The sequence below is a fragment of the Pseudoalteromonas sp. XMcav2-N genome, from assembly GCF_024124545.1.
GTDB lineage: Bacteria > Pseudomonadota > Gammaproteobacteria > Enterobacterales > Alteromonadaceae > Pseudoalteromonas.
Genome location: NZ_JAMXSF010000001.1, coordinates 689,157 through 712,169 on the forward strand (window position 1 = coordinate 689,157; position 23,013 = coordinate 712,169).

Here is a 23,013-nt window from a genome sequence, read left to right on the forward strand (position 1 = left end):
CGCTGTCAGCGTGTGTCCACAGAGATGCAAAAAAAAAGCCATGCAGTGGTCGCATGGCTCTCTTGGGTTGGGGTTCTGTTAATTGCTCAAGAGCCACTCGCTCAACAGGCGTACACCAAATCCGGTGCCTCCCGCAGAGACTTCGCCTTTACCAGTGGATGCCAGTGCGTTGCCAGCAATATCAATGTGCACCCAGCGTGTCTCACCAGCAAAATGTTGCAAGAAAGAGGCAGCTGTTGTGGCGCCTGGACCACCTGAGCCAATGTTAGCGATATCCGCAATGTCCGATTTCAACATATCTTTATAGCCTAGTGGAAGGCGCCAAAGTGGTTCATTGACGGCCTTGCCCGCCACTGTGAATTCAGAGATCAGATGCTCATCGTCAGAGAAAACAGCGGCATAGCGGTTGCCAACGGCACGGATCTTTGAGCCTGTTAATGTAGCCAGGTCTACCATGACTTCAGGTTTATAGTAGGTACGGGCATACCACATGGCATCACTCAGAACCAAGCGGCCTTCAGCGTCGGTATTAAGGATCTCTACGCTCAGACCTTCGGCTGTGCGCAGTACATCACCCGGGGCAATTGAGTTTTCAGATACCATGTTGGCGGCCATACCCATCACTGCGACAACGTTCACATCGGCTTTTGCCAGGGCCATAGCCTTGACAGTGCCCAGTACTGCAGCAGCGCCGGCCATGTCCGACTTCATGCGTGCAATTGATTTACCGGTTTTGATACTGTAACCACCAGAATCAAACGTGATCCCTTTGCCTACCAAAGCGATGGGTGTGTCGTTATTGCCTTTATAATGTGCAACAACCAGACGCGCACCTTCTTTACTGCCGCGACCAACGCCTTCCAGTGCATTCATGCCCAGAGACTTAAGCTGTTCAGGCTCAAGAATTTTCACTTCAACGCCATACTGTTCAAGTTGTTTTGCTGCATGAGCAAAGTCAACAGGAGTCATTTCGGTCGGCACTTCAGAAGTTAGGTCTCTTGCCAGGAACACGCCCTGTTCAATGTGGCTTAAAGTGGTGTATTCGGCTTGGGTTTTACGCTGATCATCCACATTCAGGCTATACGTCATGCTGTGTGTGTTCGGCTCTTTTTTATACAACTCAAACGTGTGGTCACGTAAATTGGCACCGTGCGCATATTGCGCCGCAAGCTCGTGGTTACTTAGCTGACCATTGAGGCCTTGAATAGCGACACTGACGGTGTCTACTTCTTTTTTCTCCAGTTTCGCGTGCAGATTACCACCGAGTTTTGCCATTTTGGCGCTGTCTAACTCTTCGAGCTCGCCCAGACCAACGACAAGGATACGCTGATGCTTAGAATCAACTGGCGCTAGTAGTTCGACGACTTTGCCATAGTCACCAGAAAACTTGTCTGCCTCAAGCGCCTTGGTAAGCTGTTTGCGGGTATCTCTGTCGAGGAATTTAAATGCATTGCTTTGCTCGTTATCCTGGAATACGACCAGCGCATTCGCCTTTTCATTCAGTTTACTGGTGAATTGGATATCAGCGGCAAGCGCTGACGCAGATCCGAAAAGAGCAACACTGAGTGCGCACAGACGAGTAGATAATGACATTGATTAAACCCTCAATAACTAATTTGGGATTCGTTTTACCTTAAACCAAGCGATTAATTAATTAAATGTCGTTGAACGACACAGAATCCTAGTTAAAGCGTCGACAAGCAGGTTTTTTGTGCGAAAGTGAAAGTGTCACTGGGCTTGTGCGGTCTCACTAGGCATCTGAAATCATTTTTAAGGAAACCGGCGTGAATAAACGACTCATTCTGGGTTTGGCGTTGTTGGGGGGAATGGGTGTAACCCAAGCCAATGATATCCCTGTTAGCAGTATGCCAGACAAAGCCAGTTCACATATTAAAACCCTGGTGTTGGGCTCCGGGTGTTTTTGGGGGGCAGAGAAACGCTATGAGGCCCTACCTGGTGTGATAGATGCCGAATCCGGCTATGCTGATGGTCGCGGCTTTAATGCGAGCTACAAAGCGATTACTGCTCCAAGTCGACGGTTTGATCCCAATAATTACGCAGAGGTAGTGCGCGTTACCTACAACGCCAGTCGGCTGTCCACAGACTCATTGCTAAAAGTGTATTTTGAAAGTCATGACCCGACACAGAAAAACCGCCAGGGCAACGACGTGGGTACTCAGTATCGTTCAACTATCTTGTATACACAAGAGGAGCAGAAAACCAAAGCAGAGGCGTTACGGGAGCAATATCAATTGTTACTGAGTAAAGCTGGTTATGGTCCGATCCAAACGGCAATTAAGCCTTTAGTGGCGTTTGTCAGGGCGGAAGAGTACCACCAAAACTATCTGGTGAAAAACCCCAATGGTTATTGCCCTGATCACAGTACAGGTGTGACCTTTAAACAAACGGTTGAAGAAAACGTCGACAATAAGGCATTAATGGTTGGCAAACATATTGTTGTTATTGATGCGCCATATTGCCCTTACTGTGAAAAGTTCAAACAACAAGTCGTGAATGATTATCAGGGCACCATTGCACTGCATTATCGTCGTGCAAACCAGTTGCAGGGGTTGAGTATCATGTCCGCAACCTGGGCGACACCGACGATCTTGTTTTTAGAAGCAGGTAAAGAAGTCGCAGGCTTTCAGGGCTATATGGATCGTGACGAATTTTACCGTGCACTGGGCGCTTTCAAGCTGGGTGACAGTGAGGCGTTCAAGACGGCGTTTGAGCAGGGCACAGATCGCCCGTTTTGTAAGCAGTATGATTTGTTTAAGCAAACTGGTGATGGTGTATTCATTGATAAGTTAAGCGGGCAAGCTTTATTCGATACCAAAGACAGGTTTAACTCAGGAACCGGTTGGCTGTCCTTTAAGCACCCCGTAGCTGGCAGCGTTACCTATCATGAAGATAATAGCCATGGTATGCAGCGTATAGAGATCCGTTCCAGTTCTTCTGGGATCCACTTAGGTCATGTGTTTGCCAACGAAGGTCCGGGTGGTAGCGATCGCTACTGCATTAATGCGACCGTATTGGAGTTCAAATCCAGGCAGGAGTACCAGATAAGCAAGTAACAGTCCCGCACTAAAATTAGATAGATGCTAAAGGATTAGCATCCAATCGCCTGCGATAATGGGCAGTTATTAATTGACTCTTCCCAACAAAAGCGGTTTTCAGTTGGCGCACAGTTATTAAAGTAGCTTTTAGGGCGACCGCCTGCTACTTGAGGTGTTACCTGAAGAGCTAATGTTGCTTTGTCCGCACTGAGCCTTTTGATGCATTTTTTATTCAAATTGAGTTTCATTTTGATATTCCTTTTAGAATTTGCAGTGTTCATATAGTGAACAGTTAAACATTAGTACATCTCATGCTAGCGTGTAAATCTGTTTAACTTAACTGTTTGTAAACAATTGTGTCACAAAAATGAGTTGGGTTTTTAGACTGAAAGAAGTGAAATAGCACCTATACTGGAGGGTATTGATTCTGAGCAGGCATCAGTCGTTTATGTACCGTATCCTCTGTTTTTGGATTTTGTTGCTGGCGATGCCACTGCGCGCCATGCAGCCTATTCAAATTCTCTACAATGACTGGACTAGCCAGCAAGTTTTGTCTCATATTGTGGCCAATATTTTTACCGAACTAGGCTATCAAACTGAATTTATAGAGGCCAAAACAGATGGCCAGTGGTTTTTACTTAAAGCCGGAATGGCAGATGTTCAAATGGAAGTCTGGGAAGGCACCATGGCCGACAAATATGCGCAACTTATGCACAGTCAGGTGATAGTTGACCTTGGTGATTATACGTTGAAAACCCGCGAAGATTGGTGGTATCCGCTGTATGTTAAACAGCATTGCCCCGGGTTACCTCACTGGGAAGCACTGATCCAATGTGCCGACGTCTTCTCCAGGCCTGGCTCTCAGGGCAAGGGCGTATATATCGCTGGCCCCTGGGAAAAACCTGACCGTGCCAGGATCCGAGCGTTACAGTTGCCCTTTGCCGTTGAGCAGGTCGACAGTGGAGAAGCACTATGGAAAAAGCTGGCGATCGCGCACAAAATTAAACAACCGATCCTGATGTTTAACTGGACACCTAACTGGGTGGGAGCCGTTTACCCTGGTGAGTTTGTTGAGTTTCCAGACTTTGATCCACGGTGCGAAACTGAACCTGGTTGGGGAGTCAATCCCAAATTCTTGTTTGATTGCGGAAACCCCAAATCAGGGTGGTTAAAAAAGATAGTCAGCACCGTGTTTTTTGAACGACACCCTTGTTTGGCCAAGGGCCTGCGTCAGTTCGACATGGACAGTATGATGCTTGAGCAACTGGCAGCCATGGTAAATCTGGAGAATTTTACGCCTGCACTGGTTGCAAAACACTGGCTTGAAACCAATCAGGTTCAGTGGCGTTTGTGGTTTGCTAAATGTATTGACTAGCCCTGTAAATGCAATAAAAAATAACATGAGTGGAGATCTTGAACTAAGCTCTAAGTACCTGTCGACTTTACAAGTCAGGATGACGCTGGAGGTGCCGTGAGCATCAAGTTAAAGCTTATTGTAAGCGTCTCAACTCTCATAACGATTGCGCTTATAATTTTGTCCTTTAGTGTGGGTATAGTGACTCAAAAAGATGTAGCCAGCACCCTTAATATGCAGGTCCAGCACCGCTTGGTGGGTCTCAGGGACGCAAAGAAAGAGCAGTTGACGGCGTATTTTGACTTCATCAATGGCCAGTTACTGACGCTGGCAACAAGTGAAGCCACCCGTAACGCGGCACTTCAATTTACAGATACTTTCAAACAAGTGGGCGCACAGCCCGAAGAAGCCGCATTGAGCCGCTATTATCGTGATGAGTTTGGACAGGTATTTACGCAAAGAAATGGTAAGCCGACTGATACACGGCGTCTGTTGGATAGCCTTGATGCACCAGCCAGATTCTGGCAAAACAAGTACATAGTGCAAAATACGCACCCATTAGGGAGTAAAAATGCCCTGAATAGTTTGCAAGATGGTAGCCAGTATGATTCTGTTCACCGTCTGCATCACCCCTTTTTTAATGGCTTCCTGGAGCAGTTTGGTTATTACGATATTTTTATTGTCGATGCACAAAATGGTCATGTGGTGTATTCCGTATTCAAGGAATTGGACTATGCGACATCACTGCTGCGTGGTCCCTATGCGCAAAGTGGACTTGGTGACGTTTTCAGAGCTGCCAGAACACTCACCCCGGGAGAGATAGCCTTTGTTGATTTTGCCCCGTATCTACCTTCCTACAATGCAGCTGCGTCATTTGTTGCGACGCCGATTGTCAAAGAAGGAAATATTCTGGCTGTATTGGTGTTTCAAATGCCGATCGACAGACTCAATGACATCCTGACTTACCAGCAGAACTGGCAAGCACGAGGGCTGGGAGAATCGGGCGAAACCTACCTGGTAGGCAGTGACTTTAAAATGCGTAGCATGAGCCGCTTTTTACTGGAAGATAAAGCAGGCTATCTGCAGGTACTGGCAAAGGCAGGTGTAGAGTCACAAGTGATTGCCGCAATAGACAGGTTTGATACATCGGTCGGGTTGCAAAGTGTCCGCACTCAGGCTGTCGAAGCAGCACTATCGGGTCGCTCCGGATTCGCCATCATTGAAGATTATCGCAATGTTGCTGTGGCATCTGCGTATACTTCCGTCGAGATAAACGGCAAGACCTGGGCGCTACTGAGCGAGCTCGATCAGTCTGAGGCCTTTGCTGATGTAGAAGAAATAACCAATCAGATAACAACGATGGCGATTATCATAACCGTCATACTGATAGTCATTGCGCTGTTTTGTGCATGGGTGCTGGGCAATATTATCGCTACGCCCATTCAAAAGATGAGCCGGTTTATCAATCAGGTTGCGACTTCACTGGACTTAACTTTGCGGTTTAATGAGTCTAATAGTCAGGACGAAATGGGTCAGGTAGAACGCGCTTTGAACTCTATGTTTGAAACTTTTGCCGACACTTTGAATCAGGTTAACTCCAGTGCCGAAAAGCTTTCCGGTCAAATGACACAGTTACAAGCTAACTTTACAGAGCTCACGAATAAGAGCGACACACAGACGGATTTAACCGTGCACATTGCTGCGGCAATGGAGCAAATGGCTGCAACCTCGGAGGACGTAGCCAAGAATGCGCAATACACCAGCGAAGCCAGTCATGATGCGGTGAGCGCGTCAGAGCAGGGTAAGAGTAATGTGGCCAAGAATATGCAGTCATCCCGTAGTCTGGAGCAGGCGATGGACCTGACTATGCAGCAAATGACGGCTTTGCAGGAGCAGTCCAATAACATCAGCCAGGTATTAGAGGTGATCCAGACAATTGCGGAGCAAACTAATTTGCTGGCATTAAATGCTGCGATTGAGGCAGCCCGAGCGGGTGAGCAAGGCAGAGGGTTTTCTGTTGTGGCCGATGAAGTAAGATCTTTGGCGCAGCGGACTCAGCAATCGACAGAAGAGATAAATCGTATGATACAAGGTCTTCAAAGTGGTTCGGCAAATGCGATGTCAGCGATACGTGAAGCACATGCGTTAACAGAGAATAACTTATCATCGACGGACTGCACACGGGATTCATTGCAGCAAATTAATGACCAAATTTGTAAAATCGAAGCCTTTAATGAACAAATGGCGACGGCGGCCACGGAACAAAGTGCCGTGGCCAAAGACGTAACTCAGCAAATATCAGATATCACAACCTTGGCTCAGGCAAACTGTGCGATTATCACAGAGGTCAATGCAATGGCCGCTGCTGCGGATGAGGATGCGCTATTACTCAAGCAGCAGATCAGCAAATTTCATCTGTAACACATGCGTTCAGGCAGATTTTCTAACAATCAACTTAGGCGGTAGCAGGGTGTCGGTCACCGTTTCCCCTTTAATCAAACTAAGCAGGTTGTTGACCAGCATTTGGCCTGCCAGTGTGGTATTTTGCTGTACTGTGGTCAAGGCTGGCGAAATAAAACTGGCAGCTGCGATATTGTCGAAGCCAATAACGGCGACATCACCCGGCACGTCTTTACCGGCTTCTTTGAGCGCTTTGAGCGCACCAATGGCGATGAGATCGCTGGCTGCAAATAACGCATCAAACTGAATATTATTGGCCAACAAAGAGCGGGTGGCATGATAGCCCGACTCTTCCGTTGAAATGGCATTGGCGATTTGGCGCTCGGGTAATGCTAAACCTTGTGCTGTCAGGGTATCCCGAAAGCCCTTAAAGCGCGCGAAAAACTCCGGGCTGTGATCGGATGCGTCGCCGATAAAGACATACTGAGTCCGATTTTGTTGTAATAGGTGTTTTGCCGCCAGCTTGCCACCACCGTAGTTATCACAACTGACTGTTAAATCTTCTCGCCCGTCGACCGTTGCGCCCCAGCAAACAAACTTAGTGTCCTGTGAGAGGAGCTGCTGGAGACGAGACTGATAGTCCATGTAATCACCATAACCAAGCAGAATAATGCCATCGGCTCTGTGGCTGTCTTCATAATCTGCTCGCCAGTCCTGGCTGGTGGACTGAAAGGAAACCAGCAGATCATAGCCTTGCTTTGCACAGGCGCGGGTGATGCTTCCGAGCATGTTAAGAAAGAAGGGGTTGATCTGCGATTCGTCCCCGGTTGGGTCTTCAAATAACAACAGTGCCAGAGTGCTACTTTGCTGGGTACGCAGGTTACTGGCATTTTTATCGACTTTGTAATTCAGCTGCTTTGCCACTTCCCAGACGCGACGTCGGGTCTCTTCATTAACCAGCGGACTGTTTCTCAGTGCGCGTGACACAGTAGACTGGGAGACACCCGCAAAGTGGGCTATATCAAAAGAGGTGGCCTTGCCTTTTGGTTTCATAGTTTATTTGTTCTAAGTGATAACCTGATTATTGTCAGCGAATGAATAAAATTTGCAAGCGTAATATCCATGTTGCTGCCCTGGTAACATACTTGACCGACCTAATTACCAAAATATTGCGGGTCTCAGAAATAGGTGCTGTGAAAATGCGCAGTTAGTAAATGCCGTGTCGATAGAGCGAAAATTTTTATTGCCTCCATCTGACACCGGTGTCATAATGTCACTGTTTTATCATTTTGTTGTCAAAACGTATTGGCTGTCCCTCCGGGGACAGCATTTTTTCAGCTGAACGTGCAAAGTTATACAGCTGAAGCTTGGCACCATCACCCGAGCCAGTTACCTTGGAAGTTGTGCATTCAGTGCACCCGGATAAAAGAGAAAAACAACATGAGCCAGACAACACCTCATAGCTCGAATAACAAAGGCCACGTGTTTGAGCCTATTGTCGTCGCGGATATCGGCGGAACCAACGCCCGTTTTGCCGTAATAACCCAATATGATTCGAGTACTAATCAGTTTGTAATAAGTCACCAGTCAACGTATCCCAGCGCCGAATTTCCCTCTTTTGAAACTGCCATCAGCCGCTACCTGAATGAACTTCCCATAGCCAAGCCGTTGCGTGCATGTCTGGCTGTGGCAGGGCCGGTGAAGGCACAGCAGGTTTATCTGACTAATTTAGGATGGCAATTTAACAGCCAGGATATTAAACAGCAATTTGGTTTTAGCGAATTAGCGGTCATCAATGACTTTGCTGCTTTTGCGTACGCTGCGCCTTACCTGGACCCAGAACAAAATATCGAAATAAAATCGGGTCAGGCTCAAGCTGGTGCTAATATCGCGGTGATGGGACCTGGCACCGGGTTTGGTGCTGCGTGTCTGGCCAGAGACATTAACGGCAGTGCCGTAATGAGTTGCGAGGCTGGTCATATCAGCTTGGCTGCGGTCACTGAACTGGATCAGCAGTTATTGGTTGCCCTGAAACAGGAAATTGCACATGTTTCAGTTGAAGAAGTCTTTTCCGGTCGTGGTTTAGCACATTTGTACCAGGCTATGGCAAAAGTAAAAGGACACACGGCTGAGAGACTGAGCGCGGCGCAGATCAGTGAGCGTGCAGCGGAATGTGAAATCTGTGATGCTACGCTGAATCACTTCTGTGATTGGATTGGCAGTGTTGCCGGTGATCTGTCTTTAACATTTGGTGCACTGGGTGGTGTGTTCATTGGTGGCGGAATTCTGCCTCGGATGGCGCAACGCTTAAAGTCAAGCCAGTTTGCTGAACGGTTTGTAACCAAAGGCCCGATGAGCCAATATGCGGGTCAGATCCCAGTCACTTTAGTAGTACAGGAAAATATCCCTTTGATTGGCGCTGCTGCGTGCTTACATGAGCGTGCCAGTACCAGATAGTCAGGACAAGTGTAATGAAAAAAGTGACCATTAACAGTGTCGCGCAGTATGCGGGTGTGTCGAAAAAGACAGTGTCCCGGGTATTGAATAATGAACCTAATGTCAGCCCTGCAACGCGCGAGAAAGTACTCAAAGTTTTTAAGGAGCTGGATTACCGCCCAAATCCTATTGCGCGTGGATTAGCGCGCAACAAGAGTTTCATTATTGGCTGCCTGTATGACAATCCGAGTAAAAGCTATATAACCCGTGTACAAAGTGGTGCGTTAGAAGCCTGTCATAAACATAATTACAACTTACTGATCCACCCTTGTGAGCTTCGCGGTGAGGCATTGATTGATAATATTGATCAGTTGCTGACAACGTCTCGGTTGGATGGTCTCGTATTGACGCCCCCGTTTTCTGATTCACGTGAGCTAATCGATTTTCTTAAGCAAAAAAATATCAACTACGCATTGGTGGCCTCAGCTATTCAGGATGATGAGTCTATTTCCATCTGTAGTAATGATGAGCAGGGGGCCTATGAGCTGACTGAACACCTCATTGCACTGGGTCATACAGATATTGCCTTTATCAAAGGTCACCCGGACCACAGTGCCACAGAAAATCGCTATAACGGATATAAACGAGCGCTTGAGCAACACCAGATCCCGCTTCAGGAACGTCTGGTTGCTGAGGGTAACTTTAGTTACCACTCAGGTGCAGACAGTGCTAAGGCCATTTTGGATATGACACCACGTCCGTCGGCCGTTTTCGCGTCTAACGACTACATGGCTGCAGCGGTACTCAAGTTGGCAACTCAACGGCAATTGCGCGTCCCGGAAGATTTGTCTATCGCTGGGTTTGATAATGCGCCGATCGCACGGCACATTTGGCCCGGTTTGACGACCATTGCACAGCCTGTTGAAGAGATGACGAGATTGGCTGTAGAGCAACTGATCATGCAAATCTCGGAACCCCAGGAGCAGGTATATCAGCGCGTTCTGGAAGCAAGACTGATCACACGCGAGTCAACTGCCAAAAACCACTAAATCCCATTTTTATACTTGCCCAAAGCCCGGCCAATCTTGGTCGGGCTTTTTTGTTTTCGGATTGTTCATTATTTGGTCATTGATGAATTTTAGACTAAATTTAAAGTAAGGGTTGACACCGGTGTCACAAACATGAGTAAATATAGTGACACCGGTGTCAGGTTGGGGTGAGAGACAACCTGACAGCGTACCTTTGAACGGGTAAATCAAAGCTGCTCAGTACAGGGAGAGCTGTACTGAGCCTTTTCCTCTAACAATAGAGAGTTGAATTATGTTGCATCCTCGAATTCATGAAGTCACTCAACGCGTTATCACCCGCAGTCAGCAATCTCGTCAGGCCTACCTTGAGCGCATAGAACAAGCAAAAAAACAAACTCGCGTCAGAGCCGGACTGGGCTGTGGTAACCTGGCACACGTGATGGCGGCCTGTTCGAGCAGTGACAAAGCAAGATTAAAAGCGGATGAGCAGCCTAACCTGGCTATCATCAATGCTTACAACGACATGTTGTCTGCGCATGTGCCTTACAAAGAGTATCCTGATCAGATCAAGGCGATCGCTGAAAAATACGATGCCACTGCACAGGTTGCAGGTGGCGTGCCCGCGATGTGTGATGGCGTAACGCAAGGGCGTGATGGTATGGAGCTGTCCTTGTTTTCTCGCGATGTTATTGCAATGTCGACGGCGGTTGCACTATCACATGATGTGTTTGACGGTGTGTTTTGTTTGGGCGTGTGTGACAAAATCGTCCCCGGATTACTGATTGGCGCGCTGTCATTTGGTCATCTGCCAATTTACTTCCTGCCAGCGGGCCCTATGCAATCGGGCATTCCCAATAAAGAAAAGGCTCGTGTCAGACAGAAGTTTGCACAAGGTCTGGTCAGCCGTGAAGAACTGTTGGAAGCAGAAAGTGCCTCTTACCACAGTGCGGGTACCTGTACTTTCTATGGTACGGCAAACTCAAACCAAATGCTGATGGAAATCATGGGTCTTCACTTACCTGGCAGTTCATTCATCAACCCTTATACCGAGCTGCGTGATGGCCTGACTGCCAGCGCAGTAGAAACCATGTTAAAGCAGCTGCTTGGCGACTACAATGTGAATAGCCTGGCAGAGGTAGTGAGCGAAAAAACCGTGATTAACGGGTTGGTGGGCCTGCTGGCAACAGGGGGGTCTACAAACCACGCCATTCACTTGGTGGCCATGGCTAAAGCCGCTGGCGTTCAAATCACCTGGAAAGATATGGCTGACTTATCGGAAGTGGTGCCATTACTAACGCGTATTTATCCTAATGGTTCAGCTGATGTGAACCACTTCCAGGCTGCGGGTGGCATGGGCTTTTTGATGCGTGAATTACGTGATGCCGGTTACCTGCACAACGATGTTAAAACCATTGTGGGCGAAGGCCTTGAAGCATATACAAAAGAGCCGATTTTAGATGTTGACCCAAGTCTTATTATGACAGACAGCACTGGGCCTGCAAAAGTGAAGTGGGTAGATTGCCCAGTTGATTCTCTGGACGAAGATGTGCTCAGACCTGTGTCTAATCCTTTCAACAAGCAAGGGGGCCTGCAGCTTTTAAGTGGCAACCTGGGCAAGTCCGTTATTAAAGTATCTGCGGTTGCTGAGCAGCACCAGGTGGTTTCGGCACCTGCGAAAGTATTTAGCTCCCAAGCTGCATTGCAAGAAGCGTATACCCGTGGTGAGCTGAATCAGGATTTTATTGCCGTACTTAAAGAGCAAGGTCCCAAGGCAAAAGGGATGCCTGAGCTACATAAGCTGACGCCGGTAATGGCGAGCTTGCAGGATGAAGGCTTCAAAGTCGCCATTGTCACTGATGGTCGGATGTCAGGTGCATCGGGTAAAGTGCCTGCGGCTATCCACCTGGCGCCAGAAGCCGTTGAAGGTGGGCCGATTGCGAAAGTGCGAGAGGGTGATTTGATCACGCTTGATGCACCCAAAGGTGAACTGGTTCTGCACGTCAGCAATGAAGAGCTTGCTCAGCGTGAGATTGAATTGACCGAGGTTGGTCCAACTTTTGGTACGGGCCGGGAGTTATTTAGCGGTTTCAGAAATATTGTCAGCAGTGCCGACTTGGGCGCAAGTGCATTCGGCATAGAAGAATAACAGCAACTGGGAATGAGGACATTATGAGCATTAAAGATATTTTATCAGCGGCGCCGGTAGTACCTGTCATTGTCATTGATGACTTAGAAGATGCCGTGCCACTGGCACAGGCTCTATATCGCGGTGGCCTGCGTGCACTGGAAGTGACATTGCGCACATCAGTTGCTGCACAGGCGGTCAAAGCCATGAAAGAAGCGGTGCCAGAGGCCTATGTCGGGACTGGAACCGTCGTTGACAAAGCATCATTCGACGCGTCCGTAGAAGCCGGTGCTGATTTTATGGTCAGCCCGGGCGTAAGCTCTGAATTGCTGGCGTTGGCAAAGGACTCAGATATTCCATTTTTGCCTGGCGCTGCAACGCCAAGCGAAGCGATGGAACTGGCCGCTCAGGGCTTTAAGTTTTTGAAGTTTTTCCCGGCAGAGGCTGCAGGTGGTACAGCCATGCTGAAATCAATCGGTGGTCCTTTGCCTCAGGTGACGTTTTGCCCAACGGGTGGGATCAGCTTAGCGACAGCACCTGACTACCTGGCACTCAAAAATGTGATTTGTGTCGGCGGTACCTGGATGCTGGACAAAGCACTTATCGCAAACAAAGACTGGCAAGCCATTGAAGCGCTTGCTCGACAAGCAAGTGAAGTAAACTAATTTAGGGGAATAGGGTTATGATTAATATTGCAATTAATGGCTATGGCCGTATCGGTCGAAATGTACTGAGAGCGCTTTACGAAGCAGGTCAGAATGATCAGATCAAGATTGTCGCGATTAACGATCTGGCACCAGCACAGACTAACGCACACCTGACCCAGTTTGACTCGGTTCATGGGCGCTTTAATTTTCCGGTTGAGCTAAAAGACAATACTCTTATTGTTGGTGAAGACGAAATTACACTGACTCAGGAACGTGATCCCGCACAATTACCGTGGCGTGACCTTAAGGTAGATATCGTACTTGAATGTACGGGCCTGTTTACTTCACGTGAAACTGCCGGCAAGCATATTGCAGCGGGTGCGAAGAAAGTGATCGTGTCGGCACCTGGCACTGATATGGATGCCACCGTTGTGCATGGCGTAAACAGTGAAGTGCTGAACGCAGATAGCAACATCATTTCCAACGCATCATGCACGACCAACTGTCTGGCACCAGTAGCAAAAGCCCTGAATGACACAATAGGGATTGAACAGGGCAGTATGACTACTATCCATGCTTACACAAATGATCAAAACCTGTGTGATGTTTACCACAAAGACTTATACCGTGCGCGTAGTGCAACACAATCAATGATCCCGACAAAAACCGGTGCAGCGAAGGCTGTGGGTCTGGTATTACCAGAGCTGGCTGGCAAACTTGATGGTATGGCGGTGCGTGTGCCGACGGTGAATGTTTCTTTGGTTGATCTTACTTTTATCGCAAAACGTGAGACATCTGCCGAGGAAGTAAACGAGATCTTAAAAGGCGCTGCCGACGGTGCGATGGCTGGTATTCTTGAGTACAACACATTGCCACTGGTATCCGTTGACTTTAACCATAACCCAGCGTCATCAGTATTTGATGCAACCCAGACTAAGGTCGATGGCAAACTGGTTAAAGTTATGGCCTGGTACGATAATGAGTGGGGTTTCTCGAACCGTATGCTTGACCAGGTAAAAGCACTAGGCCAATTCCTGTAAGCCTGATCAAATAGCATTTTTTCTTGCGTCATGTGAGCCCTGCTTAGTGCAGGGCTTTTTTATTTTTGTTGGATTTTTCCCCAAGGGAGTTTTTGTTACCTTTTTTAACGACAAAGTTAGCTCATTAGGCGTGTGGTGTTTGCACCAGAGGGCCAATTTTTATTACACTGCGCACAATTTAAATTAACGACAAAGAATTAACATGAAAGAAGGGTTCAAAGTTCCCCATACGCTCATCCTATTATTGTCTATGATGCTGGTAGCATATCTCGCAACCTGGCTTGTTCCGCAAGGCTTCTTCGAGACAGTAACACTCGACAATGGTCGTCAGGCCGTAGTTCCTGGTACTTACGCGCTTGCTCAAGCGCAAACGCACTTAACTCCGATGGACTTTCTGGTCGCGATTCCGCGTGCGTTTGCAGCGGCACAAGATGTTATTTTCTTCGTCTTTATTGTCGGTGGTGTGTTATCAATCGCACGTGCAACGGGCACCATAGATGCGCTAATAGGCCGCTTACTGGAGCGATTTGGTCATAAGCCGAATATTCTAATTTTCATGGTGGTATTCTGCTTTGCGCTGGCATCAGGTGCCATAGGTACAGCCGGTGAGTATATTCCTTTTGTACTTATCCTGGTTGGACTATGTAAAGCGATGCGCCTTGATGCAATGACTGCCGTGGGCATGGTGGTTGCGGGTTACGGTATCGGTTACGGCGTGTCTGCCTTTAATCCTTTTACCGTAATGGTGGCTCAGAAGGTAGCAGACATTCCTGTATACTCGGGCATTGAACTGCGGCTGGCAATATTCCTGCCGTTTGTATTGATTGGTTTTCATCATGTCTGGAGTTATGCCAAAAAAATACAGGCAAACCCTGAGTTATCCTTGACCAAAGGTTTACCATGTCCGTTAGCCGGTAGTGCTGAGGCAAATTATCCGACACTGAATAAACGTCACCAGATGATTTTATTTGGTCTGGTTGCCGCGATTGTGACAGCAGTATGGGGTATTTCTCAAAAAGGCTGGTATCTGTATGAGCTGGGTGCCGTATTTATTTCTTGGGGGATTTTCACGACTTTAATTGGCCAGATAGGAGCCGATCGGGCGGCCAATGAGTTTATTGAAGGGGTGAAAGACTTAGCAAGCACCGCTATTTTAATTGGTGTGGCACGTGGTATTGCATTGATAATGGAAGATGGTCAGATCCTTCACACTTTGGTTTATGCCATGTCGTCACCATTATCACATCTGGGTGCTGAACTGGCAGCTGTAGGTATGTTTATTATGCAAACGCTGCTGAATCTGTTTATCCCTTCAGGCAGTGGTCAGGCTTATGTCACTATGCCACTGATGGCACCGGTCGGTGATATTATTGGTGTATACCGTCAGGTTGCAGTACTGGCATACCAGTTTGGTGATGGCTTCTCTAACATGATCATTCCGACCAATGCGGTTCTGATGGGGATCATTGGTATGGCAGGAGTACCTTATCATTTATGGTTCCGATTCTGTCTGCCACTGTTTGGTAAACTGATGCTGGCTGCATCCGTTGTACTGGTTTTGGCTGTTACCTTTGGTTACGGCGAAGACGTCCAGCCTAAAGTGGAAGAGACTGCACAAACACAAGCAAAGTAAGCCGGATAAGATACCTTGTATCTCACAGAGTGAGCCACGTGCTCACTCTGTGCAGCGCATCAATCAAACTGCAATACCCATGAAGCATATTGCCATTGTGATATCAATCCGCATTAATACATAACCAATCGATGGGTGTATGACAGTCAGCCTATGTAGTTTGATGGTTTACAGGCAATAAAAAAGGGCTACGATAATCGCAGCCCTTTTTTACAGTTTGACGAACAGTTAATTGATATCAGTCGAGTTTTAACTCGAAATTACCTGTTACCTCTTCATCTTTGAACGTGCTAAGCGGCAGGTCAAAGTTAAACTCAGCTTCGATATGTGTGTCTGTATTGTCCCAATCCAGCTTAAGCATCCCTGAGTCGCTCTTGAGCTGGCTTATCTCAGGATATAGCGATGTTTCAAGCTGCGCAAAGTTGCCGGTTCCCACACTGGATAAGCTAGCAAGTAAGTCACTTGGCTTACCGCCAAATGTGAAGGATAGCTCAAACGGACTGCCTTCGTATTGGCTAGTCAAACGCACGACTGTGGCGTCGGCACTGGTTAATGTCTCATTATTACTGTCCTTTGCTTCCACATAAGACGTGGCAATAACTCCACAAAGTTGATTTGTTTCAGCAAGCTGCGGGTAGTTTGCAAAGTTAACTGCCAACTTACCAAAGCTCTTTTGTGCGGTCTCACTGACGTGTTTGAATGTGCTGGTAGCAGCAACGTCGTCACCACGCATTTTAGTGATGGTGAAGCTGTTTTCAGCTTGAGTCAGCACCATTGACTCAGTACCTTCTGAACAGTCAATATGAGCAAAAAATCATCCACTTTCACATCGTTACCATGTTGCTTACCGCACGCTTGAGCAGTAAACATATGTTCACTTTGATCGAAGCCAACAATATCGAGAGGGCGCGAGAATTTCACGGTAGTATGATTATAGCCGCCTTCCGTACGCGGTGCTTTAATATACCGGTGAATGGTCTCCATCCAGGTACTGCCAGAGACAAGCACACTTAAATCAAGCTCTTCAACCACGCTACCCGTATCAGGTTGTGGTGCAACGGTGCTTGAGTCTGTATCAGCGACAGAGACGGAGCTGTGCTGGTCCACAAAACCTATCACATTAGAGGTGTTTAGTTTTACAGAGATGCTGAGAGAACTCTGTTGGCTGACTTCTGGCGCTGTAAATGTGATTGTATCACTGCCTTGCCCAGTAAATGGTACATCGCCATCAACGCCACAAACTGTCCAGGTAAAATTCAGGTTATTGGCATTCGCCCCGGAGGTATTAAGAGATAGTGTGACCTCCTGACCTTCTTTTACATTAATAAAAGTAGGTAGTTTAGTGTAGCTAATTTTATTGTCTTCGACAGAAGATGTACCAGGGTCCTTGCTGTCTGAACCGCCACCACATGCAGTGAGTGACAAGGCCATTGTTGCGCATAAGAACAGCTTCTTATTAGGTAAGAATCTCATGTTGGATATATTCCGTATCCATATGAAAGGCGCGGATTCTAATCTTTTCTTATTTGCGCTTCAACTAGCATGGTGAACTATTGTAAACGACGAGAAGGGGTTACAGGAAAGGTGTATAAGCGAGGGTAAGCAGACTGTCAGCATGAAGCTAACAGTCTGTTGTATAATAACTAATTAGAATGTTGCGCGGTAGCGAACACCAAACTCGCTGGCATCATTGCTCTTGATAACCAGAATATAGTCACCAGTATTGAGACGTGCATCGTCATAGCGCTCATCAAAGATGTTGCGACCATATAGCGAGATGTCCCAGTTCGCATTGGCTGGCGCGTATGAAATATCAAAGTTTACCGTAGTGCGGTCATCAATTTGTGTCATACGGCGCGGATCTGAGCTCGGCTCACCATACATGCTGTCACGGTATGAAATGTCAAAGCGTGTGTTTACCGTTGCGTTGTTGTCCAGTTCAAACTCATAAGACGGGCTGATTGAGGCAGTCCACTCTGGAGTCAGAGGTGCAACTGGCTTGATGCCATTTTGCTCTTCAACATCTACATCCATAAAGCCAAAGCTTGAATGCAGGGTGAAGTTGTCTGTTACATAGTAGGTGCTCTCAAACTCGATACCGCGAGAGGTCTGTTCAACAATCAGGTTGTTGGTGTCAAATCCTGCATCAGTTACTACGTTGACCTGATAAGGCAGGTCTTCATATTCAGTATTGAAAAACGCAACGCTCATGCTGAAGTCGTTAGTCAGCTGGCCTTTGAAACCAGTTTCATAGTTGATTGCGCTGATGTTTTCGCTCGCCATAAATGCGTTGTTTGCACGCACCGCGGCGGCTGCATTCGGGTTGTCAAAGCCGCCTTCACCGAAGAACTGACCGATCAGGAAATATGGACGGGCAGGGTATTGACCAGATTGGTAACCAGTTTGAATGGTACCGTACCAGTTAAGGCCATTCTCAAAGGTATAATTCGCTGCAACTTCCCATGAGATCTCATCCCAGTCTTTGCTAGAGGAGATGGTACCAACAGGGTCGAATACATTTGTTGATGCTTCTTTTTCGTCTTCAGTGTAGCGTACACCACCACTCAAGCGCAGATCATCGGTCAGGTCATAGCCCAGGTTGAAGAAAACCGCACGACTGGTGGTTTCTTGATCCAACTCTAGTTTAGTCGGGCCACCATCAAAGCTTGCTTCATCAGAGCTCTGGCGGTTGCTGCCTTCTTCGTTAAACCAGTAAATGCCGGTTACAAAGTCTGCGCGACCCAGATAGCCCGTTAGCTGAAGTTCTACAGAAGTTTGATCGGCCTCACCACGCTCAGGGTAGTGGTCAAGGGCGATTGCGGTGCCGTCGTCATCCAGGCCGGCTTTATATTCAGAAGAGCGCTTACTGAAGATAAACTTAGTGCCAAAATCTGCGTTGATATCGTATTCTGCTGTGAGTGATACACCATTTGCTTTGTTCGATACCGTGGCCGTTTCAATGCTGCTCGTGGCATTGTCATATGGGTCAGCAGCTACCATGTGGTTACGTAAACCTGCTTTATAAAGACGTCCTTCTGGCATCTCATCGATCAGAACGGTAAACGGACGAGTACCACCTTCACCGTCGTTCGCATCTGCAGTCAGTACCAAACGTAAATCATCAGTTGGGGTGTATTTAACTGAGACTCGACCATGGAATTCCTGGTTCTCACCCACATCGTATTCAGCATTTGGCAGGTTAGTAAATTCACCCAGGCCACCGCGGCGGTTAAAGCCCATGTTGAAGTTAAACGCCAGTTCATCGGTTACGGCCTGGTTGGTAAACATGCTCGCTTTGAGACGACCACGTGTGCCAGTCTCAGCACTAACCTTAGTCACTGCTTCCTGATCTGGTTGCTTAGTGATGATGTTAATTGCGCCACCGATTGAGTTACGGCCATACAGAGTGCCCTGAGGACCACGCAGTACTTCAATACGCTCGATGTTGGCCAGGTTCCAGTTTTGGCCAACCTGGCGACCCAGGTAAACACCGTCAACATAAACGCTTACGCCAGGATCTGTAGTGATCAGGTGGTCTTGCAAGCCGATACCACGAATAAACGGGTTGGCAGAGGAGTTGTGACCTGCTGAGAAGCCGGTAATATTCAGGTTTGGAACAAATTTGCCCACATCAGTGATGTCTGAGATACCTTGTGCATCCAGATCATCCCCTGAGAATGCACTCATAGCGATCGGTACTTCATAGATAACCTGTGAACGCTTGGTCGCGGTTACCGTGATGGCTTCGATTTTTGATTTCTCAGCTTGGGCTTCTTCTGCCAATACTGGGGCAGATGACAGGCCGGCCATTGCCAGTGCCATGGCGGTTGCGATCGGAGTAAGATTGCGTGCTGTGGTGCTCATGTATGTTCCTCAAGTTAGAAACGGTTAATTTTAAATCTCGTGTGTGTTGGTTTCTGCGAGGGTAGTCGCCAACCTGGTTGAATGGCTATCGCTGAGCTGACTTTTGACATTTATAAAATTGACGCGCACAAAAAAGCAATCACCATATGGAGACTGCATGACTTTTATTAACAAGAATTTTAAAAATGAAAGGCCAGCAAAAGCTGCTATTCGGTTGGGCGTGCATTCTACAATGGAATGAAATAATTTTGCAATGAAAAATGGTTTAATTTTTTTATTTTGGCGAATTATTGCATTGCTTTGTCTGCTAATTAGGTAATTTTACATGAATGTACCTTTTTAGTAAAAAATGGCAGTAATTAAAATGATTGTTTTAAAATGTGCAGCAAAAGATGCGTACCGTTTTGCGCTTGTCGTGAAATTTATGCTAGCGTGATGCTTTGCATTGGACCCGAATTAGGGTGAAAAAGTCGTTAGGTCAGGAAGGGAATATGGATTTAAAAAGCACTTTGTGTGCATTGCTTGTCGTTGCAGTGTGGGGAATTAACTTTTCAGTCATCAAACTGGGCCTTGCAGAGCTGCCGCCTATCTTGTTTTCTGGCTTACGCTTTTTGATTGTGGCTCTCCCCGCTATATTTTTTATTCCCTTTCCGAAGACACCGGTATGGCATGTGTTGGGTGTGGGCTTATTTCTTGGTGTGATTAAGTTTGGCCTGCTGTTTGTAGCAATGGAAAAAGATGCCTCAGCGGGCATTGCATCGTTATTACTGCAAGCCCAGGTGGTGTTTACGATTGTGCTTAGTGCACTGGTGTTAAAAGAGCAGGCAAGTCGTTTTCAGATAGCAGGCGCGGTCATTGCGTGTAGTGGGTTTGGTTTGTTCTTTTTGAGCGAAACAGGCAGTGTCACTTTGTATGGCATGACGTTGATCCTGTGTGCGGCTTTGAGCTGGGCGGTGTCGAATCTCATCATGAAGCAGTTAAAGCAAGTTAACTTGCTGCATTTTATGGTCTGGGTCAGTGCTGTGGCGCCACTGCCTTTGTTCGTATTGTCTTATATTATTGAAAGTAATACACCAGTCACCCTGATCCAAAATACCAGTGCACAATCCTGGTTAGCGTTACTCTACGTCGGGCCCGTCTCCACCTTGCTGGCATTTACTTTGTGGGGCTGGTTACTGGGCAGGCATCGCGCTGCGGCAGTGACCCCGTTTGCCTTGTTGATCCCTTTAGTGGGGATGATAGGGGCCAGTTTGATCCTGGGTGAACAGATAAGCCTGTTCGAGATGATTGGCGGTGCCGTGATTCTCAGTGGTCTGACATTTTCGGTTCTGGGTGAGCGGCTATATCGAGCTGTCTTAGGCAGGGCTGGGTTAAAGCAAGAAGTCAGCTGATAATTATACCTGGCAAAGACGAGGTTTAATTGACCAAATTCTCATGGCAATCCGAATATTATGACAAGGTGAGCGAATTTTGTTCGCCTTGTTGTAATCAGCGCTAGACAATTGGTCTAAGTCCCTTGAGTATCCCTGCCCAATGTGAAAAAATTCGACACAATTAAAATCCAGTTAACTCACATACGAGGAACACACTATGCGCATTATTTTGCTAGGCGCGCCGGGTGCAGGTAAAGGCACTCAAGCTCAATTTCTAATGGAAAAGTACGGTATTCCACAAATTTCAACGGGCGACATGCTGCGTGCAGCAATCAGCGAAGGCACGCCACTGGGTCTGGAAGCCAAAAAAGTGATGGATGCAGGCCAGCTTGTGTCTGATGACATCATCATTGGTCTGGTAAAAGAGCGCGTTGCAAAAGAAGACTGTGCAAATGGTTTCCTGTTAGATGGATTCCCGCGTACTATCCCTCAGGCAGACGCAATGAAAGAAAACGGTATTGCGGTTGATCACGTTATCGAGTTCGACGTTGCTGACGAAATCATCGTTGAGCGTATGAGTGGTCGTCGCGTACACCCGGCTTCTGGTCGTGTTTACCACGTTGTGTACAACCCGCCTAAAGTAGAAGGCAAAGACGACCAGACTGGCGAAGACTTGATCATTCGTGCCGATGATACAGAAGAAACAGTACGCAAGCGTCTTGGTATCTACCACGACCAGACAAAACCGCTGGTAAGCTACTACCAGTCAGAAGCGGATGCCGGCAATACTCAATACCACAAACTGGATGGTACTCAGGCTGTTGAAGCGGTAAGTCAGCAACTGGCTGAGCTGTTGGGCTAATTTGCAGCTCACATAAATTGAAAAAGCCAGCTTAGATGCTGGCTTTTTTGTGTTTGAACATACCAATTTGCTTAATTAAGAGCTCTATTTTGAGGCGAGAAAATAGGGTCGATAACGAGGCAAAAATTTTGCTATTTAGTTGCTCTAAATGAAAATTTTTAACACAGTTAGCGTTCTATTTACTCCTTCAAATTGAGCATGTATTAAGTGAATTTGGTATTATCAGGCTTTTGCGACAATAATTGCTCTGAGGGGCGCCGGGTAACCTTCGATCGTTTTACTGGGATCGTTGGGATCCAGAAAGTCGGCCAAAGATTCGGTCTGCATCCACTCGGTACGTCTTTGTTCATCCAAAGACGTGATGTCTTTATCCACCACCTTGATGTCTTTAAAGCCCACGCGCTGTAGCCACAGCGCTAGCGCATCGCAACTGGGAATAAACCAGACGTTACGCATTTTGGCATAGCGATCCGTCGGCACCAGTACCGTGTTTACATCACCTTCAATGACCAGGGTTTCGAGCACTAATTCACCGCCCGGGCGCAACTGAGCTTTTAGCTGAGCCAGGAAGTCGATGGGGGAGCGACGGTGATACAGAACCCCCATAGAGAAAACGGTATCAAAGGCTTTCAAATCCGGGAGTTGCTCCACACCCAGAGGTAACAGATGGACATTCGGATCCGGATTAAAGTGCTTGATGGCCTGAAACTGACTCAAGAATAAGTCCGAGGGGTCAATTCCTACGACAAACTCAGCCCCTGCGCCACGCATACGCCACAGATGATAGCCAGAGCCACAGCCGATATCGAGTACACTTCGGCCATGTAAATTGCTGATATGTGGTAATAAACGATCCCATTTCCAGTCGCTGCGCCACTCCGTGTCAATGTCGATACCATGGATATGGAACGGGCCTTTGCGCCAGGGCATCATACGTTTGAACAAATGTGTCAGTTGCTTCTGATGTCCCTCAGAGAGCGTCTCCTGACGGGTAAAGGACACCTTGTTCTCAATGTCAATCTGATCGGCGGGCAAATCAGGGAGGTTTTTAAGTACCTTTTCCCATTGTGACCAGTCGCCGTGCTGGGCTTCTTTTTGCCAGTGAGTCAGTTGTGCCGGCAGTGTTTCCAGCCAATGGCTGAGAGGGCTTTTCGCAATAGCGGCATAAAAATCGGTAAACCAGGAATTCATAGTC

Annotated in this window: 18 protein-coding genes; 11 read left to right on the forward strand and 7 right to left on the reverse strand. The window is 47.4% G+C overall.

What is annotated here, in order from left to right; translation table 11 throughout:
* Positions 1–78 precede the first annotated feature (78 nt).
* Entirely contained in the window at positions 79–1,593 is a 1,515-nt protein-coding gene (locus NH568_RS02830) for a leucyl aminopeptidase (RefSeq protein WP_253044460.1), read from the reverse strand.
* Positions 1,594–1,826: 233 nt separating this feature from the next.
* On the opposite strand from NH568_RS02830, the gene msrA reads away from it, so the two are divergent.
* Positions 1,827–3,074, forward strand: a complete 1,248-nt coding sequence (gene msrA / locus NH568_RS02835; RefSeq protein WP_253044516.1) for a peptide-methionine (S)-S-oxide reductase MsrA — start codon at positions 1,827–1,829, stop codon at positions 3,072–3,074.
* A gap of 35 nt (positions 3,075–3,109) precedes the next feature.
* Here msrA and NH568_RS02840 read toward each other — a convergent pair whose 3' ends face one another.
* Entirely contained in the window at positions 3,110–3,304 is a 195-nt protein-coding gene (locus NH568_RS02840; protein ID WP_054013799.1) for a hypothetical protein, read from the reverse strand.
* A gap of 200 nt (positions 3,305–3,504) precedes the next feature.
* Between NH568_RS02840 and NH568_RS02845 the strand changes: the two genes are divergently transcribed.
* Both NH568_RS02845 and NH568_RS24160 read left to right on the forward strand, forming a co-directional pair.
* Positions 3,505–4,431, forward strand: a complete 927-nt coding sequence (locus NH568_RS02845; protein ID WP_253044461.1) for an ABC transporter substrate-binding protein — start codon at positions 3,505–3,507, stop codon at positions 4,429–4,431.
* Positions 4,432–4,611: 180 nt separating this feature from the next.
* Positions 4,612–6,831: a methyl-accepting chemotaxis protein gene (locus tag NH568_RS24160; protein ID WP_253044462.1), complete on the forward strand. Its 2,220-nt coding sequence runs from the start codon at positions 4,612–4,614 to the stop codon at positions 6,829–6,831.
* Positions 6,832–6,840: 9 nt separating this feature from the next.
* Here the strand turns inward: NH568_RS24160 and NH568_RS02855 are convergent, their stop codons facing one another.
* The gene (locus NH568_RS02855) at positions 6,841–7,863 is read right to left on the reverse strand and encodes a LacI family DNA-binding transcriptional regulator (protein WP_253044463.1); all 1,023 of its coding nucleotides are present in this window, start codon (positions 7,861–7,863) and stop codon (positions 6,841–6,843) included.
* 387 nt (positions 7,864–8,250) lie between these two features.
* On the opposite strand from NH568_RS02855, the gene glk reads away from it, so the two are divergent.
* The 6 genes from glk to NH568_RS02885 all read left to right on the forward strand — a co-directional run bounded on the left by glk (position 8,251) and on the right by NH568_RS02885 (position 15,719).
* Positions 8,251–9,267: a glucokinase gene (gene glk, locus NH568_RS02860; protein WP_253044464.1), complete on the forward strand. Its 1,017-nt coding sequence runs from the start codon at positions 8,251–8,253 to the stop codon at positions 9,265–9,267.
* A gap of 14 nt (positions 9,268–9,281) precedes the next feature.
* Entirely contained in the window at positions 9,282–10,295 is a 1,014-nt protein-coding gene (locus NH568_RS02865) for a LacI family DNA-binding transcriptional regulator (protein WP_253044465.1), read from the forward strand.
* A 271-nt stretch (positions 10,296–10,566) separates the two neighbouring features.
* Positions 10,567–12,420: a phosphogluconate dehydratase gene (edd, locus tag NH568_RS02870; RefSeq protein WP_253044466.1), complete on the forward strand. Its 1,854-nt coding sequence runs from the start codon at positions 10,567–10,569 to the stop codon at positions 12,418–12,420.
* Between the two features lie 23 nt (positions 12,421–12,443).
* Positions 12,444–13,064: a bifunctional 4-hydroxy-2-oxoglutarate aldolase/2-dehydro-3-deoxy-phosphogluconate aldolase gene (locus NH568_RS02875; protein ID WP_253044467.1), complete on the forward strand. Its 621-nt coding sequence runs from the start codon at positions 12,444–12,446 to the stop codon at positions 13,062–13,064.
* 17 nt (positions 13,065–13,081) lie between these two features.
* A complete protein-coding gene (gap, locus tag NH568_RS02880) occupies positions 13,082–14,086 on the forward strand; it encodes a type I glyceraldehyde-3-phosphate dehydrogenase (RefSeq protein ID WP_253044468.1) in 1,005 nt (334 codons plus the stop codon).
* Positions 14,087–14,288: 202 nt separating this feature from the next.
* A complete protein-coding gene (locus NH568_RS02885) occupies positions 14,289–15,719 on the forward strand; it encodes a TIGR00366 family protein (protein ID WP_253044469.1) in 1,431 nt (476 codons plus the stop codon).
* Between the two features lie 238 nt (positions 15,720–15,957).
* Here the strand turns inward: NH568_RS02885 and NH568_RS02890 are convergent, their stop codons facing one another.
* The 3 genes from NH568_RS02890 to NH568_RS02900 form a co-directional block, all read right to left on the reverse strand.
* Complete coding sequence (locus NH568_RS02890) at positions 15,958–16,494, reverse strand: hypothetical protein (RefSeq protein ID WP_253044470.1); 537 nt, start codon at positions 16,492–16,494, stop codon at positions 15,958–15,960.
* A complete protein-coding gene (locus NH568_RS02895) occupies positions 16,485–17,192 on the reverse strand; it encodes a hypothetical protein (protein ID WP_253044471.1) in 708 nt (235 codons plus the stop codon). The genes NH568_RS02890 and NH568_RS02895 overlap by 10 nt, the downstream gene beginning before the upstream one ends.
* Before the next feature lie 174 nt (positions 17,193–17,366).
* On the reverse strand, positions 17,367–19,583 hold the full coding sequence (locus NH568_RS02900) for a TonB-dependent receptor (protein WP_253044472.1): 2,217 nt from the start codon (positions 19,581–19,583) through the stop codon (positions 17,367–17,369).
* 491 nt (positions 19,584–20,074) lie between these two features.
* Between NH568_RS02900 and NH568_RS02905 the strand changes: the two genes are divergently transcribed.
* Positions 20,075–20,974 (forward strand): EamA family transporter, encoded by a 900-nt coding sequence (locus tag NH568_RS02905; RefSeq protein WP_253044473.1) that lies wholly within the window; start codon positions 20,075–20,077, stop codon positions 20,972–20,974.
* A 199-nt stretch (positions 20,975–21,173) separates the two neighbouring features.
* Positions 21,174–21,818 carry an adenylate kinase gene (gene adk, locus NH568_RS02910; RefSeq protein WP_010385354.1) on the forward strand — a complete coding sequence of 215 codons (645 nt, stop codon included), beginning with the start codon at positions 21,174–21,176 and terminating at the stop codon, positions 21,816–21,818.
* Positions 21,819–22,040: 222 nt separating this feature from the next.
* On the opposite strand, the gene cmoB is transcribed toward adk, so the two are convergent.
* A complete protein-coding gene (gene cmoB, locus NH568_RS02915; RefSeq protein WP_253044474.1) occupies positions 22,041–23,009 on the reverse strand; it encodes a tRNA 5-methoxyuridine(34)/uridine 5-oxyacetic acid(34) synthase CmoB in 969 nt (322 codons plus the stop codon).
* Between the last annotated feature and the right edge of the window lie 4 nt (positions 23,010–23,013).